This window comes from Acinetobacter sp. CAU_H_S170_2, from assembly GCF_058890445.1.
Genome location: NZ_JBZYAE010000001.1, coordinates 3187689 through 3205542, shown reverse-complemented (window position 1 = coordinate 3205542; position 17854 = coordinate 3187689). Strand labels below are relative to the sequence as shown.

The window sequence follows — 17854 nt, the reverse complement described above, 5'->3', positions numbered from 1 at the left end:
AAATAAAATATTTAAATATTATTTCGATATATTTTTATTTAAATGAATTAAAACAATATATTAAGTTTAATTTGTGCGAGTGTGATGGTGCGGTTTAAGGCGCTAACTAGGAAGTAGATAAAATTATTAAAAAACATTTTACATAAATAACAGTAACTTATAATTTTATGAGTTTGAAAAATAAACATACAGAAATATTTATTGAGAAAAGGTGTTGCAAGGGATTAGAAATGCTGTAGAATGCACATCCATCGGCGGTGATGTTGATTAAAACTTGTTGAGAAACAAGGATTTAGCCCAAGCGGTAGAATCTGGAAGTCTTGAATAAGTTTAAAAATAATTAACAAAACCAGTTGACTTCTTCTTGAAAGAGAGTAGTATAGCCGACCTAGCTTGCTGATGACGAATCAGCAAGAAGATCATTAAGAGATTATGAAGAACAACTTGTGTGGATTTTTACTGATTGATCGATCGAAAATATTTCATTGATTGAAGGTAAAAATTACTCGAAGTTTATTTGAGAAATATTTGTCAGAAAATTGATGAGCCAAGATTTGTAGCCATAAGCTACTAATGATTTTAACTGAAGAGTTTGATCATGGCTCAGATTGAACGCTGGCGGCAGGCTTAACACATGCAAGTCGAGCGGGGAAGGGTAGCTTGCTACCTGACCTAGCGGCGGACGGGTGAGTAATGCTTAGGAATCTGCCTATTAGTGGGGGACAACATTCCGAAAGGAATGCTAATACCGCATACGCCCTACGGGGGAAAGCAGGGGATCTTCGGACCTTGCGCTAATAGATGAGCCTAAGTCAGATTAGCTAGTTGGTGGGGTAAAGGCCTACCAAGGCGACGATCTGTAGCGGGTCTGAGAGGATGATCCGCCACACTGGGACTGAGACACGGCCCAGACTCCTACGGGAGGCAGCAGTGGGGAATATTGGACAATGGGCGAAAGCCTGATCCAGCCATGCCGCGTGTGTGAAGAAGGCCTTTTGGTTGTAAAGCACTTTAAGCGAGGAGGAGGCTACTTGGATTAATACTCTAGGATAGTGGACGTTACTCGCAGAATAAGCACCGGCTAACTCTGTGCCAGCAGCCGCGGTAATACAGAGGGTGCGAGCGTTAATCGGATTTACTGGGCGTAAAGCGTGCGTAGGCGGCTTTTTAAGTCGGATGTGAAATCCCTGAGCTTAACTTAGGAATTGCATTCGATACTGGGAAGCTAGAGTATGGGAGAGGATGGTAGAATTCCAGGTGTAGCGGTGAAATGCGTAGAGATCTGGAGGAATACCGATGGCGAAGGCAGCCATCTGGCCTAATACTGACGCTGAGGTACGAAAGCATGGGGAGCAAACAGGATTAGATACCCTGGTAGTCCATGCCGTAAACGATGTCTACTAGCCGTTGGGGCCTTTGAGGCTTTAGTGGCGCAGCTAACGCGATAAGTAGACCGCCTGGGGAGTACGGTCGCAAGACTAAAACTCAAATGAATTGACGGGGGCCCGCACAAGCGGTGGAGCATGTGGTTTAATTCGATGCAACGCGAAGAACCTTACCTGGTCTTGACATAGTAAGAACTTTCCAGAGATGGATTGGTGCCTTCGGGAACTTACATACAGGTGCTGCATGGCTGTCGTCAGCTCGTGTCGTGAGATGTTGGGTTAAGTCCCGCAACGAGCGCAACCCTTTTCCTTATTTGCCAGCGGGTTAAGCCGGGAACTTTAAGGATACTGCCAGTGACAAACTGGAGGAAGGCGGGGACGACGTCAAGTCATCATGGCCCTTACGACCAGGGCTACACACGTGCTACAATGGTCGGTACAAAGGGTTGCTACCTAGCGATAGGATGCTAATCTCAAAAAGCCGATCGTAGTCCGGATTGGAGTCTGCAACTCGACTCCATGAAGTCGGAATCGCTAGTAATCGCGGATCAGAATGCCGCGGTGAATACGTTCCCGGGCCTTGTACACACCGCCCGTCACACCATGGGAATTTGTTGCACCAGAAGTAGGTAGTCTAACCGCAAGGAGGACGCTTACCACGGTGTGGCCGATGACTGGGGTGAAGTCGTAACAAGGTAGCCGTAGGGGAACCTGCGGCTGGATCACCTCCTTAACGAAAGATTGACGATTGGTAAGAATCCACAACAAGTTGTTCTTCATGACGATGTATCTGAGGGTCTGTAGCTCAGTTGGTTAGAGCACACGCTTGATAAGCGTGGGGTCACAAGTTCAAGTCTTGTCAGACCCACCAAATCTGACTAACAAGCATTGTTAAATGCTGAATACAGAAAACAGAAACATTGACTTATTGATAAGCTGGGGACTTAGCTTAGTTGGTAGAGCGCCTGCTTTGCACGCAGGAGGTCAGGAGTTCGACTCTCCTAGTCTCCACCATAGATTATAGAACTTAGTAAGTTAAAGCTTATTAACTTCTGTGATTTATCACAGTTTCCTGACCTGACGAAGGCTGGAAAAATCATTAACAGAATATATTTGAGTTGAAATAATTTGTTCATACTCGTTTTTAAGATCGACATTAACAGTGATTTATTACTGATTGATGAAGATTGAAGAAATGAGTTACTAGCGAAATTAACTGAATCAAGCGTTTTGGTATGTGAATTGAATTGAAGCTGTACGGTGTTTAAGTACACAGAGCAACAAACTGTATGATCGAGCAATCGATCTGTCCTAGTACTACTTGTAGGTGCTACGACTGTTTGGGGTTGTATAGTCAAGTAATTAAGTGCATGTGGTGGATGCCTTGGCAGTCAGAGGCGATGAAAGACGTAATAGCCTGCGATAAGCTCCGGGGAGGCGGCAAATATCCTGTGATCCGGAGATTTCTGAATGGGGAAACCCACCTGTCATAAGGCAGGTATCGTATGATGAATACATAGTCATACGAGGCGAACGAGGGGAAGTGAAACATCTCAGTACCCTTAGGAAAAGAAATCAATTGAGATTCCCTCAGTAGCGGCGAGCGAACGGGGAAAAGCCCATTAAGTCATATAAGTTCTAGTGGAATGCTCTGGGAAGTGCAACCATAGTGGGTGATAGTCCTGTACACGAAAGGGCTTATATGATGATGTCGAGTAGGGCGGGGCACGTGAAACCTTGTCTGAATATGGGGGGACCATCCTCCAAGGCTAAATACTCCTGACTGACCGATAGTGAACCAGTACCGTGAGGGAAAGGCGAAAAGAACCCCTGTGAGGGGAGTGAAATAGATCCTGAAACCGCATGCATACAAGCAGTGGGAGCCGACTTGTTCGGTGACTGCGTACCTTTTGTATAATGGGTCAGCGACTTACATTCAGTAGCGAGGTTAACCGAATAGGGGAGCCGTAGAGAAATCGAGTCTTAATAGGGCGTTTAGTTGCTGGGTGTAGACCCGAAACCGGGTGATCTATCCATGAGCAGGTTGAAGGTTGGGTAACACTAACTGGAGGACCGAACCCACTGTCGTTGAAAAGCCAGGGGATGACTTGTGGATAGGGGTGAAAGGCTAATCAAACTCGGTGATAGCTGGTTCTCCCCGAAAGCTATTTAGGTAGCGCCTCGGACGAATACCATTGGGGGTAGAGCACTGTTTCGGCTAGGGGGTCATCCCGACTTACCAAACCGATGCAAACTCCGAATACCAATGAGTACTATCCGGGAGACAGACTGCGGGTGCTAACGTCCGTAGTCAAGAGGAAAACAATCCAGACCGCCAGCTAAGGCCCCAAAATTATAGTTAAGTGGGAAACGATGTGGGAAGGCATAGACAGCTAGGAGGTTGGCTTAGAAGCAGCCACCCTTTAAAGAAAGCGTAATAGCTCACTAGTCGAGTCGGCCTGCGCGGAAGATGTAACGGGGCTAAAACTATATGCCGAAGCTGCGGATTTACACGTAAGTGTAAGTGGTAGGGGAGCGTTCTGTAAGCCGATGAAGGTGTATTGAGAAGTATGCTGGAGGTATCAGAAGTGCGAATGCTGACGTGAGTAACGACAATGCGAGTGAAAAACTCGCACGCTGAAAGACCAAGGGTTCCAGTCCAACGTTAATCGGGGCTGGGTGAGTCGACCCCTAAGGCGAGGCCGAGAGGCGTAGTCGATGGGAAATTGGTTAATATTCCAATACTTCTATGTAATGCGATGAGAGGACGGAGAAGGTTAAGTCAGCCTGGCGTTGGTTGTCCAGGTGGAAGGTTGTAGGCATGTATCTTAGGCAAATCCGGGGTACTCTATGCTGAGAACTGATAGCAAGCTGTACTTGTACAGTGAAGTGGCTGATACCATGCTTCCAGGAAAAGTCTCTAAGCTTCAGTTACATAGGAATCGTACCCGAAACCGACACAGGTGGTCAGGTCGAGTAGACCAAAGCGCTTGAGAGAACTCTGCTGAAGGAACTAGGCAAAATGGTACCGTAACTTCGGGAGAAGGTACGCTGCCGACGGTGATAGGATTTACTCCTTGAGCTATTGGCAGCCACAGAAACCAGGCCCCTGCAACTGTTTATTAAAAACATAGCACTCTGCAAACACGAAAGTGGACGTATAGGGTGTGATGCCTGCCCGGTGCTGGAAGGTTAATTGATGGGGTTAGCGTAAGCGAAGCTCTTGATCGAAGCCCCAGTAAACGGCGGCCGTAACTATAACGGTCCTAAGGTAGCGAAATTCCTTGTCGGGTAAGTTCCGACCTGCACGAATGGCATAATGATGGGGGCGCTGTCTCCAGCAGAGACTCAGTGAAATCGAATTCGCCGTGAAGATGCGGTGTACCCGCGGCTAGACGGAAAGACCCCGTGAACCTTTACTGCAGCTTGACATTGAACTTTGATCTTACTTGTGTAGGATAGGTGGGAGGCTTTGAAACCGAGACGCTAGTTTCGGTGGAGCCAATCTTGAAATACCACCCTGGTAATATTGAGGTTCTAACTCTGCTCCATTATCTGGAGCGAGGACCATGTCTGGTGGGTAGTTTGACTGGGGCGGTCTCCTCCTAAAGAGTAACGGAGGAGTACGAAGGTGCGCTCAGCGTGGTCGGAAATCACGCGTAGAGTATAAAGGCAAAAGCGCGCTTAACTGCGAGACCCACAAGTCGAGCAGGTACGAAAGTAGGTCTTAGTGATCCGGTGGTTCTGTATGGAAGGGCCATCGCTCAACGGATAAAAGGTACTCTGGGGATAACAGGCTGATACCGCCCAAGAGTTCATATCGACGGCGGTGTTTGGCACCTCGATGTCGGCTCATCTCATCCTGGGGCTGAAGCAGGTCCCAAGGGTATGGCTGTTCGCCATTTAAAGAGGTACGCGAGCTGGGTTTAGAACGTCGTGAGACAGTTCGGTCCCTATCTACCGTGGGCGTTGGAAATTTGAGAGGATCTGCTCCTAGTACGAGAGGACCAGAGTGGACGAACCTCTGGTGTACCGGTTGTGACGCCAGTCGCATCGCCGGGTAGCTATGTTCGGAAGGGATAACCGCTGAAAGCATCTAAGCGGGAAGCCTACCTCAAGATAAGATTTCCCTAGGACTTTATGTCCTCTAAAGAGCCGTTGAAGACTACGACGTTGATAGGTTGGATGTGGAAGCATAGTGATATGTGAAGCTGACCAATACTAATTGCTCGTGAGGCTTGACTATACAACACCCAAACAGTTGGTGTTGTGGTTCAAATCACTGCAAACAACTTGATTTAGTTATAAAGCTAGATACAATATCCAACTCAAATATACCTGTTAATAACTCATTTGATGAAAGTTAGGCATACACAATGTGTAAATAAGACCCAACGAATAGTCATAAACAGTTGTGCTGGCGACAATAGCAAGAGTGAACCACCTGATCCCTTCCCGAACTCAGAAGTGAAACCTCTTAGCGCTGATGGTAGTGTGGAGTTATCCATGTGAGAGTAAGTCATCGCCAGCTCATTAATTCTAAATCCCCCTCCGCTAAGCGCTGAGGGGGATTTTTTTATGCTGAATATATTAAATAATATAAAATAAACGAATCAATCGTCTAATTGAGGTTTAGGATAGGTTTCTACATACTGATTTACTTATTTATCGATCATGACATTTAATCTATCTAACATTTTTTATTTTTAGATTTTTAAAAATATTGAATAGTCGATCAAATGTTCATAGTTTGTTAGCAATATCTTTAAATGGAATAATGAGTATGTCTAATAAAATTCAATATCAACTGAAAAAACTTCCTTTAATCTCATGTGCGTTGTTGAGCTGTTTAGCTTTTGGGCAAGTACATGCTGTATCTAATGATCAGGTCAAACATCTGGTTGAGTCAGAAAAAAAGAATTATTTAAATACTCTAGAGGCTTTAGTCAATATTGAGTCGGGGAGTAAAGATCTTGTCGGCGTGAATAAGATCGCTAAATATGTCGCCGAACAATTAAAAACGACAGGTGCTGAGGTCAGTATTGTAGAAGCCAAAGATATATATCGTATGGATGATACGCCTCAACAGACTGGTCCAATGGTAAAAGCTGTTTTAAAGGGTAAAGGCAGCAGTAAAATTATGCTAATTGCTCATATGGATACGGTGTATTTAACAGGGATGTTGAAAGACCAACCTTTTAAAATGGAAGGGGATAAAGTTTTTGGTCTCGGAATTTTAGATGATAAACAGGGGGTTGCTGCGATTATTCATACGCTTGATCTTTTGAAAAAGTTGAATTATCAAGATTATGGCACGATCACAATCTTACTTAACTCCGATGAGGAGATCAGTTCGCCAGGTTCACGCAAACTGATTACTGAAACTGCACAAGACCAAGATGTGGTTTTGTCATTTGAAGGTGGTGGTAAAGACGGCAGTTTACGTTTAGCCACCAGTGGGATTGGTGCAGCATATTTAGAGGTTCACGGGAAACCTGCACATGCAGGGGTTAAGCCTGAAGCAGGCATAAATGCACTGACAGAATTATCACATCAAATCTTACAGTTACAAGACTTATCCAATCCTAAAACAGGGTTGAAATTAAACTGGACTGTAGCGAGTGCAGGTAAAGTGCGTAACGTGATTCCAGACCTTGCGACTGCACAAGCAGATGTTCGTGCTTTGCAAGTTAAAGATTTTCAGCAAGTGGAACGTGTATTACAGGAAAGGATTAAACGTAAAAAGTTAGCTGATAGTGAAGTTAAGTTAAAGTTTGAAATGCGTCGCCCACCTTTAATGGCAAATCCACAGGCAAAAAAATTGGCTGAACAAGCACAGCTTATTTACAAAACTGATTTTAACTTACCAATGAAGGTCTTAGCTGAAGCAACAGGTGGTGGTACAGATGCCGCATTTGCTGGCTTAAATTCGAAAGCAGCGATTTTAGAAGGCATGGGCTTATCTGGTGATGGTGCACATTCGAATAATGCTGAATATATTCTGGTCGAAAGTATTGTGCCGCGTTTATATTTAGCGACAAAGTTGATTATGGACTTATCGACCGCTCAAAAATAATAAAGTTGGTGTGAAAGAATTCAACTGATTTGAGTTTTTACATGATGAAAGATGGTGTTTATTTTTAGCAGCATCTTTCATTAATCTAAATATTAGAATCTTAAAAGGAAATGGATGAGATCTTAAATAAAAGCGCCATAAAGTGAGGGATATTCTGAGAGATTGGCATAGCTATAGCTGATGTTAATTTTTCATTCTTTGCTGCGTAATTCAGCGGAATCTGTTGGGTTTCGGTGTAGTGTTTATTGTCCCAATTGACTGGACATTGGTATGTATTCTTTAAGAAATGAAGGGCCAGCTTTTTGGGTCTTCACTGTCGAATTGTTTCTTTTTAAATAAATATCTCAAAAATATTTTTGTATAAAAAAATAAATGATAACGTGCTGTAAATGATGCTTTTTTAACCAAGCAAGCTGAATGTAATTCATGGTAAAATGATCGGCTTTCATCTTTGATCTTTATTTGAGATCTTTCATCTGCCAGCCGAGAATTGCTAGCCATGTCTACTGCTTATACTATGCAGACCGCGTCTAAAGCGTTGTTTGATTACGACAAATATTGGGCGTCATGTTTTGAACCTGCGCCATTTTTGCCGATGTCGCGCGAGGAAATGGACCAACTCGGTTGGGATAGTTGTGACTTTATTTTGGTCTGTGGTGATGCGTATATCGACCATCCATCATTTTGTTCGGGCATTATTGGCCGTACGTTAGAAGCACAAGGTTTCCGTGTGGGGATTATTGCACAACCTGATTGGACGAATGTTGAAGCATTCCGCGTTTTGGGTAAGCCAAATATCGCTTGGGGTGTGACTGCTGGGAACATGGATTCGATGATCAACCGTTATACGGCTGATCGTAAAATTCGTTCTGATGATGCCTATTCACCAGATAATTTACCCAATAAACGTCCAGACCGTGCAGCAACCGTATATTGCCAACGTGTGCGCGAAGCATTTCCAGATGTACCTGTATTGTTAGGTGGAATAGAAGCGTCTTTGCGTCGTATTGCGCACTATGACTATTGGTCAGATAAAGTACGTCGTTCAGTGTTGATGGACTCAAAAGCCGATCTTTTGATGTATGGTAATGGTGAGCGTTCAATTACTGAAGTGATGCATCGCTTAGCCAAAGGCGAAAAAATTCACGAAATTACCGATGTTCGTGGCACGGCATTTATTGTGAATAAATTAAATCGTCCATCTAAAGCCAAGTTTGTGGAAATCGCATCGAATGATGTGGATACCATTGGCCGTGTTGATCCGATTATCAATCCTTATGTGATGACTGAAGATTTAGATGGCTGTGAAATTGAAAAAGATAAGGGTAATTCTTTAACTCAATACCAAAATTTCCAAAAAGAAATTGTGACGAATCAAATTGTTCGTGAAGGGGATAAACTCGATCCTGATACACAAATTGTGCAATTACAGCCGTCTTCAAAGGCAATTAAACATAAATTACCGCCGCGTGAACTGGCAGTGATTCGTTTACCATCTTTTGAGGAAGTGGTGAATGATCCTGTGCTGTATGCGCATGCTAACCGTATTTTGCATTTAGAAACCAATCCAGGAAATGCACGTGCTTTAGTACAAAAGCATGGCGAGCGTGATGTTTGGTTAAATGCTCCACCGATTCCGCTAACCACGGAAGAAATGGACTATGTGTTTGATTTACCTTATGCACGTCTACCCCATCCTGTGTATGGGGATGCGCGTTTCCCTGCATTTGACATGATTAAGTTCTCTGTGAACATCATGCGGGGTTGTTTTGGTGGCTGTACCTTCTGTTCGATTACAGAACATGAAGGACGTATCATTCAAAACCGTTCTGAAGAATCAATTTTGCGTGAAGTGGAAAAGATTCGTGATACCGCACCGGGCTTTACCGGCATCATTTCTGACTTAGGTGGGCCTACAGCAAACATGTATCGTTTGCACTGTAAAGACCCTGAGATTGAAAAGAATTGTCGTAAACCATCCTGTGTTTATCCGGGTGTGTGTCAAAACTTACATACCGATCATGCACCTTTAACGCAGCTATATCGTAAAGCACGCGCCATTAAAGGCGTCAAAAAGATTCTGATTGGTTCGGGTCTGCGTTATGACTTGGCGGTGTTAAACCCTGAATATGTCAAAGAGTTGGTACAACATCACGTTGGTGGTTATTTAAAAATTGCCCCGGAACATACCGAAAAAGGTCCATTGTCGAAGATGATGAAACCGGGCATCGGGACCTATGATCGTTTCAAGCAAATGTTTGATCGTTTCAGTAAAGAGGCAGGTAAAGAGCAGTATTTAATTCCGTACTTTATCGCAGCACATCCAGGTACGACTGAATATGACATGATGAATTTGGCGATTTGGTTGAAGAAAAATGGTTTCCGTGCCGATCAGGTACAGACTTTCTATCCATCGCCAATGGCAACCGCGACCACCATGTATCACACGGGTAAAAACCCATTAGCCAAAGTGGCGCGATATACTGAAGATGTGGATATTGTGAAAGGTGAGAAGCGTCGTCGTCTGCATAAAGCCTTCTTGCGTTATCATGATCCAAACAACTGGCCATTATTACGTGAAGCTTTAAAAGAGATGGGCCGCCAAGACTTGATTGGTAACTCGAAACAGCATTTGATTCCAACCTATCAACCGCAAGGGACAGAAGGTCAGTATCAGTCTGCTCGGAAGAAAAACTCAACCGTGGATGGTGATTCGCAAAAACGTAATGGTGATAGCCGTAACCAACAAGCGAAAAATCAATCGCGTCCATCGAATACCAAAAAGCGTCCTGAGCGCGGTCAGATTTTAACGCAGCATACAGGTTTGCCACCGCGTGAAACAGGTGATGCCAAGAAGCCATTTGGACATTCAAAATCAAAACCGAAGTCTAAGTCACGTGCTTAATCGCAATTGAATATAAAAAAGGATGCTACGGCATCCTTTTTTAGGATCGATCTTTTTATTGCGTTAGAAAAATAGCTCAAAGATTGGCTTTTCTGCCATCCGTCGGGAAAATTGGGTCAATCCGAAGAATCATATTGCACGTGAATGAATCACTCTATTACAGTGTAGATAGGCTAAAGAGCCAAAATTTCATTCGGATTAAAACAAAACGTGTTAGAACGAATGACATTGCAAAAAATTGTTTAGTTTTATCAGCTTTTGTTTGATTTTAGCTTTAGTTTTTTTATTGCGTGGTTTGGGTAAATGGTCAGTAGGTTATACTGATCGAATAAAAATGGTTGTGATACCGAAAATTATAATAAAGATGAAAAGGATACAAATATGACAACTTATATGGTAATTGGTAGCGTGTTGTTGATACTGGTCATGATTTTAGCGAGTAAAGCGTTGATCCCTAAGACCAAGCAGCAAGATAGTGCATTAAGACAACGTGCTATTTTTAGTATGCATGAGCAACTGACTTATACTCGTTTGAAAGAAATTTTACCGCATCATACTGTTCTGGCACATGTGTCTTATGATGCCTTACTGACTACAAAATTTTCACGTACACGAAACAAATACCGCAATTTGGTGGCTGATTTTGTGATTATGGATAGTGCACAACAAGTTTTGGCAGTGGTTGCTTTAGAAGATCCGCTTTCATTGAAACGTCCACAAAAGGCACAGTTTCAGGATGCGATCCTCGATATGGCTGGCTATAAAGTGATTCGTTATGAAGAAGTGCCTGACTATCATCAGTTACGTGAAGATTTTTATGGCGATCTCTATGCTTCGTCGCGTTTGACTAAAGATACGCATGTGGCCAAAAAATATGATTACTATAACGCAGCACAAACTCGAAAATTACGTCTGATCGGCTAACTGAATCTCAGCGCGCATCATAAAAAACATGAAGATTCATGCTTCTCATGATGCGTATATTTTTATGCAGGTTTCACTGCAACAACGGTTAACTCTACCAATACTCTTGGATCATAAAGTTTAGCTTCAACACAGGTACGTGGTAAGGCATCAATGTCTGCAACCCAAGCATCCCAAACTTCATTGAACGCTGCATAGTCTTGTTCAATATTCTTCAAATAAATCGTTACCGATAAGATATGGCTTTTATCTGTGCCTGCATCAGCAAGAAATTGGTCAATCATGTCGAATGTTTGTTGGGTTTGACCTTTAATATCGAGATCAAAGTCAGACGCCAGTTGACCTGCCAAATGAACGAGATTGCCAGCAATCGCAACTTCAGAAAAACGATTTGAGACATGCAAACGTTGAACCGTCATGATGTATGCATCCTGTGTGATGAGTATAAAAATAGAACATAAAAATGTAGTTCAATAGCCTACCACAAACTCATGTATGACAGATGGCTACGATGTTGGCTTTCAATCAGGTGCAGAATTTTACAGCGTGAAGGATCAAATCTATTTCTGTAGGTAAAGTGAACAGAGGGAGATAAATGGATAGTTGATATCAATATATCGACGTGGGAATTACAAAAAATGAAGGAACGCGATTAATAGGTCAATCTTATTCGGACTTTATAACAGTATATTTAAAAATATTGGATTATTCTGATGCTAAAGCACTGCTCTGTAATATAGAGGCGGGAATACCATATAAATATCAGAGATGTCCTGTAATCTTCGGATTTGATCGTCACGCCAATCACAGGACGTATGCTAAAAGTAAAGGTAAGTTTTAGCATCTCAGCGGTTACATGGATAAATGCAGCGCGTCATTAGATTACTCTAAAAACACAGTTTGTGAATGCTAAATTGCATTATTTTTGTTCTTTTGGTTAAAAAATGACTGATTGAGCAATCAGTCAGACCATAAAGAGAGCTGGGGTAGAGGCTCTTGAGTCGAAAGTGCATAGACCCCAACACCGATAAGACGAAATTGTTGATCCGGTGTGATTTGCATTTCTTTGAGTAAGATATCTAAGGTCATTTGTAGTTCAGTTTGATGCTTTAATGGCGTTTTGAAGCTTTTACTGTGCTGTAAGGTTTGAAAGTTTTTCAGTTTCATTTTGACGGTGACACCGCGGGCATACAGTTGCTTTTTATCTAAGCTTTGCCAGACTTGTGCAATCAACTTGGGCCAAAATGGGAGACATTGTTCAATGGTTAAGTCATCATCAAAAGTGGTTTCTTTTGAAATTTGCTGACGTTCTCGTTCCGCTTGTACAGGACGCTCATCAATCCCTTGCGCATAGAGATAGAGCTGTTTGCCATATTTGCCAAAATGATGAATCAGGATATTTTCATCCACATGCTGTAAATCACCTAAAGTTTCAAGTTTGAGCGCATGTAATTTTTCTTGCATGACTTTCCCCACTCCAGGGATTTTTTTAAGCGGCAAGTGTTGAATAAACTGCTGAACTTGTGAAGGTTTAATCACGCAGATACCATTGGGTTTATTCCAGTCCGAAGCAACTTTGGCTAGAAACTTATTGGGTGCAACACCCGCAGAGGCGGTCAGTCCTGTGCTGTGAAAAATATCAGCACGGATGCGTTCAGCAACTTCTGTGGCACTGGCCAGTTGTTGTAAATTTTCCGTTACATCTAAATAAGCTTCATCTAAGGAAAGCGGTTCAATGAGTGTGGTATAACGCTGAAAAATTGCATGAATTTGCTCTGAGACCGCACGATATTTAGAGAAATTAGGTTCAATCACCACCACTTGAGGGCAGCGTTTTTTGGCTTGAGTCATCGACATGGCAGAGCGGAGTCCGTAACTGCGTGCAGGGTAGGATGCGGCTGCAATGACAGCACGGGGATGGTGTGAAGAAATCACCACAGGTAAATGCTTTAAGTCGGGACGATCAAGTAACTCCACCGAGGCATAGAAGGCATCCATGTCGATGTGAATGATTTTTCGCATGCTGAATTTTAATATTGAAACCTAAGCCAGTATTGCACTATTCAGATCGATTGCGTAGTTCTACATGCGGCATAAGCGACATAGTTTGACTTGGTATTTTAGTATTTGAATTTCAATGCTGAGCTTGGAACTGCTTAGTTGATTGGTAAGTTTTGTGGCAGTTGATAAAGTCCTTGGCGCTCTAAAAAGCTGATCCAATCTTGCTCTGAGCCTTGAAATACATTGAGATCTACCAAGGTTGGTATGCCTTTAATTTGACCTTGGCTGGTGTGTTGCCAAAAGGTCCATTTCGGATTGCCTTTGAGCTCAGGCTTGCCCTGATATTCACGAATCCAAAGGGGAGTTTTTTTAAATTCATCGACCAAAACAATATTATAAAATGCTTTAGAGGTATAAAAAATGGGTTGCAAACCATAGTGTTGATACAGTTGGTCGTGCATGACCTGAATTTCTTTGAGTAGCTGTTCTCTGGTGTAGGTGTTGATACAGGTGCTGTCATATTCCAAATCAATCACAGGCGGTAAACTATCGGTTTTCTTCGGTACAGTTTCGATAAAGTTCTGCGCCTGAATCTGGCCATCACGGCATAAGCGATAAAAATGATAAGCCCCGACCAAAAAGCCTTGTTCACGAGCTTTGAGCCAATTGTCCTGAAATTTACGGTCTTTGAAATCTCCCCCTTCGGTGGCTTTTAAATAAACGAATTTAAACTCTTGGGGAGAAATGGATTGCCATTGGATGTCGCCCTGATGATGAGACACATCAAAGCCTTTTATCGGATACTCTTGGGCAGATGCGATATTGTTCTGCAAGAAAAAATAGGTGATACCCAGTCCGACACATAGCATCACTACACAGGCAAGTATGTAATAGGGATATGAGGTTTTTGACGGCGTGGAAACTTTCTTTCTTGCGGACATGCTTTTGCAGGTATTGGTTTTTAGCTCATCATCATAGCTCGAATTTGCGGAACTGACCATGATGATTATGGTCAGTGAATGGCAGCACTTTGTATCTGTTATTCATCCACGGTATCTTTGGGGATATGCCAGAAAATAGCTGCGGTAATCAGGTTAATACAGCCCAATACAATTAAAGTGTTATGGAATGCCATGACGATGTGATCTGTACCCAAATATGCGGTAAAGACATTGACTAAAGTACCTGCCAAAGCCACGCCAATACTCATCGATACCATCATGATCATCGACAAGAAACTGTTGCCACTGCTGGCATCTTGTTGCGGTAAATCTTTCAGCGTGAGGGTATTCATAGACACAAATTGCAGGGAGTTCAGCATGCCAAAAACAAAGAAATGCAGTGCGCGCAGCCAAGTTGGGGTGTCTGCGGTATTGAGGGCAAAACTGGCGATACATGCGCCGACCAACAAGGTGTTAACCAAAAGCACATGGCGATAACCAAAACGCTGAATCAAGTGACGAATGATGGGTTTGGAGGCCAGTGAACCCAACACTGTCGGAATCATCAAAAGCCCCGTCACAAAGGGTTCAAAACCGAAAGCCACTTGTAACATGAGTGGCATCAAAAAAGGCATGGCATTGCCACCGAGGCGAGCAAAGAAGTTACCTAAAATACCCACGGCATAAATGCGGTTACGAAACAGTTTACTGCGGAATAATGCATTTTGATGGGTATGTGCATGATAGGCATACCAAAGCGCAGCTACTAAGCTCAGTACAATCAGCCCCATACTCCACCATAAAGTCAGGTGCGGACTGGCAAAATTTTCAATCCCTAGAGATAGTCCTGCCATGGTGATCACCAACAGGATAAAACCCCAAAAGTCAAAACGCGGTACATTCTGCTCGGTGACATTCGGCATGGCTTTAAAGCTAATCAGGACACCTAACAGTCCCATGGGGAGGTTAATCAGGAAAATCCAATGCCATGTACTGACTTCGACCAACCAGCCCCCGAGTGTTGGACCGATCAGTGGGCCAATCAGTCCCGCGAGACTCATCAAACTCATGGCCGATAAGAACTGCGTCCGCGGAATGACCTTGAGCATAGCTAAACGGCCAACAGGGAGCAATAATGCACCACCGATGCCTTGTAATACGCGATAGAACAATAACTCATTTAAGCTTTCAGAAAAGCCACAGCCCAGTGAGGCAAGAGTAAAAATGATAATGGCACTGAAATAGGTATTGCGCACTCCAAAACGGTCGGCGAGCCAACCACTCAAGGGGATACAGGCAGCAACGGCAAGCACATAGGCCACCACCACGCTATGCATTTGCAGCGGGTCTTCATTCAAACTGGCTGCCATAGCCGGTAGAGCGGTATTCACAATGGTGGTATCTAAGCCTTGCATAAAAAAGCCAATCGAAACCAGAAGTACCAAAAGACGGTACTCAGGAGCGAGTGCTTGATGGGTCGGCGTTTGGTTCATAGATACAACAAAGTGAAATTTTTAAACAGTTTAGCTTAATTTAAGTTGGACTGTTGTTGCGAATGTGCATTTATCACATGCCATCAAATTGACATCTCTACGTCATGTGTTTGCAACGCGTACGTCATACATTGGTCAAATTTGAACCGATATTTAGATCATGATGAATAAAACTTATAGTGCCGTTTTTTTAGCATGCATGGGGTTGGGCTTAGTAGGATGTAATGACAGTGATGATGCGCAAACCATCACATCACCGCCTGTGGTAGAGGAAGCCACGCCGAATAGTATTGAACTGGTTCATCTTGCAAGTTATGAGTCGGGGATATTTGGACAGAGTGCAGCTGAAATCCCCGCCTATGATGCTGCGAGTAAGCGTCTGTTCGTGGTGAATGCACAAAAAGGTATGGTCGATGTTTTAGATTTCTCCCAACCAGCGCAACCGACATATATCCAATCTTTGGATGCCAAAACTTATTTAGCCAATTCCGAAGTGAATAGCGTCGCGGTACATAATGGCATCGTGGCACTGGCGGTTCAGGCTGAGGATAAAACCCAAACCGGTATTGTGGCTTTCTTTAAAGCACAGGATCTCTCTTTTATCAGTCAAGTCAACGTGGGAGCTTTGCCAGATATGTTGACCTTCACGCCTGATGGTCGAAAAGTACTGGTAGCGAATGAAGCGGAACCGAATGAAGGTTATCAAGTCGATCCCGAAGGTTCGGTCAGCATTATTGATATTTCAGATATTCAAAAACCAACAGCAAGCATTGCGGGCTTCCACGCATGGAATGACCGTAAACAAGACTTATTAGATGCAGGTATTCGTATTTTTGGCCCAGACATCAGTCAATACCCAAATGTAGCGAGCGCAGGTATTCAAACGACCACCGTTGCACAAGACCTAGAGCCTGAGTACATCGCAGTCAGTGCTGATGGTAAAAAAGCATGGGTCAGTTTGCAGGAAAATAATGCCATTGGGGTTTTAGACCTAGCAAAAAATCAATTTGTTGATCTTTTCCCGATGGGCTACAAGGACCATAGTTTGCCTGAAAATGCCTTGGATGGAAGTGACCGTGACTGTGCTATTGGTCAAGACTCTTTGGGGCGTAGTATTACAGAATGTGCAAAAGATGCCGGCATGATTAATATCCGCTCTTGGCCGGGTCTATATGGCATGTATATGCCCGATGCCATTGCTCAATATCAAGCCAACGGCAAAACCTATTTGGTCACGGCCAATGAGGGGGATGCCCGTGAATGGCTAAGGGATGAAGCCAAATACTTTGAAGGCGGGGACTTAAATGCTGGTTATGCTGAAGAGATACGCATCAAACATTTGTTTAAAAAAGCAGGTTTTGACGCCAAAGGCGATTATGCCGCGCATTTACGTCAGCTTGCACCGGGCGTAAAAGGGGCGAAATTAAACCCAGAGGTGTTTAAACCTTGTCAAACGGCTGACGCAACAGAAGTCTGCGCGGATAATTTAATTAAAGATTCACAAATTGGACGTTTGACCATTAGTTGGACGCAAGGTTATCAAAAAGATCCACTGACTGGTCTGCCAAAGCTGGATGAAAATGGTCGTCTAACTTATGACAAATTATATGCCTATGGTGGCCGTTCGGTGAGTATTGTCGACCCTGAAACCAAGCAGATTGTGTGGGACTCGGGGAGTGAGTTTGAGCGAAAAATTTCGGAGTTGTTTCCACATCAATTTAATAGCAATCATGAAGCATTTAAATTTGATGACCGTAGTGATAATAAAGGCCCTGAACCTGAAGGCGTGACATTGGGTAAAATTGGTGAAAAGACCTTTGCTTTTATTGGACTTGAGCGTGCCAGTGGCATCATGGTGTATGACATTAGCAACCCGAATCAGGCTAAATTTGTTCAGTATATGAACCATCGCAATACCAATGAAATAGAAGTCACGAAGCAAGGTGGCTTAGGCCCAGAAGGTTTGATTTTCATCGCGGCGAAGAATTCACCCAATGGTCACCCGCTGTTGGTGGTGGGAAATGAAGTCAGTGGTAGTACAGCGGTTTATGAAGTCAAACTCAATTAAAAAACTGAGTTTTGAATTTGAAAAAAGAGCACTACGGTGCTCTTTTTTTATGGCGCTACAA

Annotated in this window: 9 protein-coding genes, 2 tRNA genes and 3 rRNA genes; 9 read left to right on the top strand and 5 right to left on the bottom strand. The window is 43.3% G+C overall.

The annotated features are described in order from the left end of the window. The first annotated feature begins 580 nt into the window (after window positions 1-580). The 6 genes from AC5EUN_RS15690 to AC5EUN_RS15665 all read left to right on the top strand — a co-directional run bounded on the left by AC5EUN_RS15690 (window position 581) and on the right by AC5EUN_RS15665 (window position 7461). Window positions 581-2118: ribosomal RNA gene (locus AC5EUN_RS15690) — 16S ribosomal RNA — on the top strand. A gap of 61 nt (window positions 2119-2179) precedes the next feature. Continuing rightward, window positions 2180-2256: transfer RNA gene (locus tag AC5EUN_RS15685), tRNA-Ile, on the top strand. 67 nt (window positions 2257-2323) lie between these two features. Further along, window positions 2324-2399 (top strand) — tRNA-Ala (locus AC5EUN_RS15680). A 338-nt stretch (window positions 2400-2737) separates the two neighbouring features. Next, window positions 2738-5631, top strand: a 23S ribosomal RNA gene (locus tag AC5EUN_RS15675). Between the two features lie 170 nt (window positions 5632-5801). Continuing rightward, a 5S ribosomal RNA gene (gene rrf / locus AC5EUN_RS15670) occupies window positions 5802-5916 on the top strand. Together the 16S, 23S and 5S rRNA genes with 2 tRNA genes alongside form the textbook arrangement of a ribosomal RNA operon. A 252-nt stretch (window positions 5917-6168) precedes the next feature. After that, window positions 6169-7461 carry a glutamate carboxypeptidase gene (locus AC5EUN_RS15665; protein ID WP_159153626.1) on the top strand — a complete coding sequence of 431 codons (1293 nt, stop codon included), beginning with the start codon at window positions 6169-6171 and terminating at the stop codon, window positions 7459-7461. 279 nt (window positions 7462-7740) lie between these two features. Here the strand turns inward: AC5EUN_RS15665 and AC5EUN_RS15660 are convergent, their stop codons facing one another. Further along, on the bottom strand, window positions 7741-7962 hold the full coding sequence (locus tag AC5EUN_RS15660; protein ID WP_279742512.1) for a hypothetical protein: 222 nt from the start codon (window positions 7960-7962) through the stop codon (window positions 7741-7743). Here AC5EUN_RS15660 and AC5EUN_RS15655 point away from each other — a divergent pair. After that, the gene (locus tag AC5EUN_RS15655; RefSeq protein ID WP_159153625.1) at window positions 7961-10366 is read left to right on the top strand and encodes a YgiQ family radical SAM protein; all 2406 of its coding nucleotides are present in this window, start codon (window positions 7961-7963) and stop codon (window positions 10364-10366) included. The genes AC5EUN_RS15660 and AC5EUN_RS15655 overlap by 2 nt on opposite strands. Before the next feature lie 381 nt (window positions 10367-10747). After that, entirely contained in the window at window positions 10748-11290 is a 543-nt protein-coding gene (locus AC5EUN_RS15650) for a DUF2726 domain-containing protein (protein WP_159153624.1), read from the top strand. A gap of 62 nt (window positions 11291-11352) precedes the next feature. Here AC5EUN_RS15650 and AC5EUN_RS15645 read toward each other — a convergent pair whose 3' ends face one another. From AC5EUN_RS15645 to mdtD, 4 genes are all read right to left on the bottom strand, one after another. Further along, the gene (locus AC5EUN_RS15645; RefSeq protein WP_125273446.1) at window positions 11353-11709 is read right to left on the bottom strand and encodes a RidA family protein; all 357 of its coding nucleotides are present in this window, start codon (window positions 11707-11709) and stop codon (window positions 11353-11355) included. A gap of 541 nt (window positions 11710-12250) precedes the next feature. Next, a complete protein-coding gene (dinB, locus tag AC5EUN_RS15640) occupies window positions 12251-13312 on the bottom strand; it encodes a DNA polymerase IV (protein ID WP_159153623.1) in 1062 nt (353 codons plus the stop codon). 134 nt (window positions 13313-13446) lie between these two features. After that, complete coding sequence (locus AC5EUN_RS15635) at window positions 13447-14232, bottom strand: glycoside hydrolase family 25 protein (protein ID WP_493352493.1); 786 nt, start codon at window positions 14230-14232, stop codon at window positions 13447-13449. Window positions 14233-14330: 98 nt separating this feature from the next. Continuing rightward, a complete protein-coding gene (gene mdtD / locus AC5EUN_RS15630) occupies window positions 14331-15725 on the bottom strand; it encodes a multidrug transporter subunit MdtD (protein ID WP_062033339.1) in 1395 nt (464 codons plus the stop codon). A gap of 160 nt (window positions 15726-15885) precedes the next feature. Between mdtD and AC5EUN_RS15625 the strand changes: the two genes are divergently transcribed. Beyond that, a complete protein-coding gene (locus AC5EUN_RS15625; protein ID WP_159153622.1) occupies window positions 15886-17793 on the top strand; it encodes a choice-of-anchor I family protein in 1908 nt (635 codons plus the stop codon). The last annotated feature ends 61 nt before the right edge of the window (window positions 17794-17854 follow it).

What these genes read in the sequence shown, in the direction of transcription:
- AC5EUN_RS15625 (WP_159153622.1), top strand. Translation starts at nt 15,886, where the DNA reads ATGATGAATAAAACTTATAGTGCCGTTTTTTTAGCATGCATGGGGTTG.
- mdtD (WP_062033339.1), bottom strand. Translation starts at nt 15,725, where the DNA reads ATGAACCAAACGCCGACCCATCAAGCACTCGCTCCTGAGTACCGTCTT.
- AC5EUN_RS15650 (WP_159153624.1), top strand. Translation starts at nt 10,748, where the DNA reads ATGACAACTTATATGGTAATTGGTAGCGTGTTGTTGATACTGGTCATG.
- AC5EUN_RS15645 (WP_125273446.1), bottom strand. Translation starts at nt 11,709, where the DNA reads ATGACGGTTCAACGTTTGCATGTCTCAAATCGTTTTTCTGAAGTTGCG.
- AC5EUN_RS15655 (WP_159153625.1), top strand. Translation starts at nt 7,961, where the DNA reads ATGTCTACTGCTTATACTATGCAGACCGCGTCTAAAGCGTTGTTTGAT.
- AC5EUN_RS15635 (WP_493352493.1), bottom strand. Translation starts at nt 14,232, where the DNA reads ATGTCCGCAAGAAAGAAAGTTTCCACGCCGTCAAAAACCTCATATCCC.
- dinB (WP_159153623.1), bottom strand. Translation starts at nt 13,312, where the DNA reads ATGCGAAAAATCATTCACATCGACATGGATGCCTTCTATGCCTCGGTG.
- AC5EUN_RS15660 (WP_279742512.1), bottom strand. Translation starts at nt 7,962, where the DNA reads ATGGCTAGCAATTCTCGGCTGGCAGATGAAAGATCTCAAATAAAGATC.
- AC5EUN_RS15665 (WP_159153626.1), top strand. Translation starts at nt 6,169, where the DNA reads ATGTCTAATAAAATTCAATATCAACTGAAAAAACTTCCTTTAATCTCA.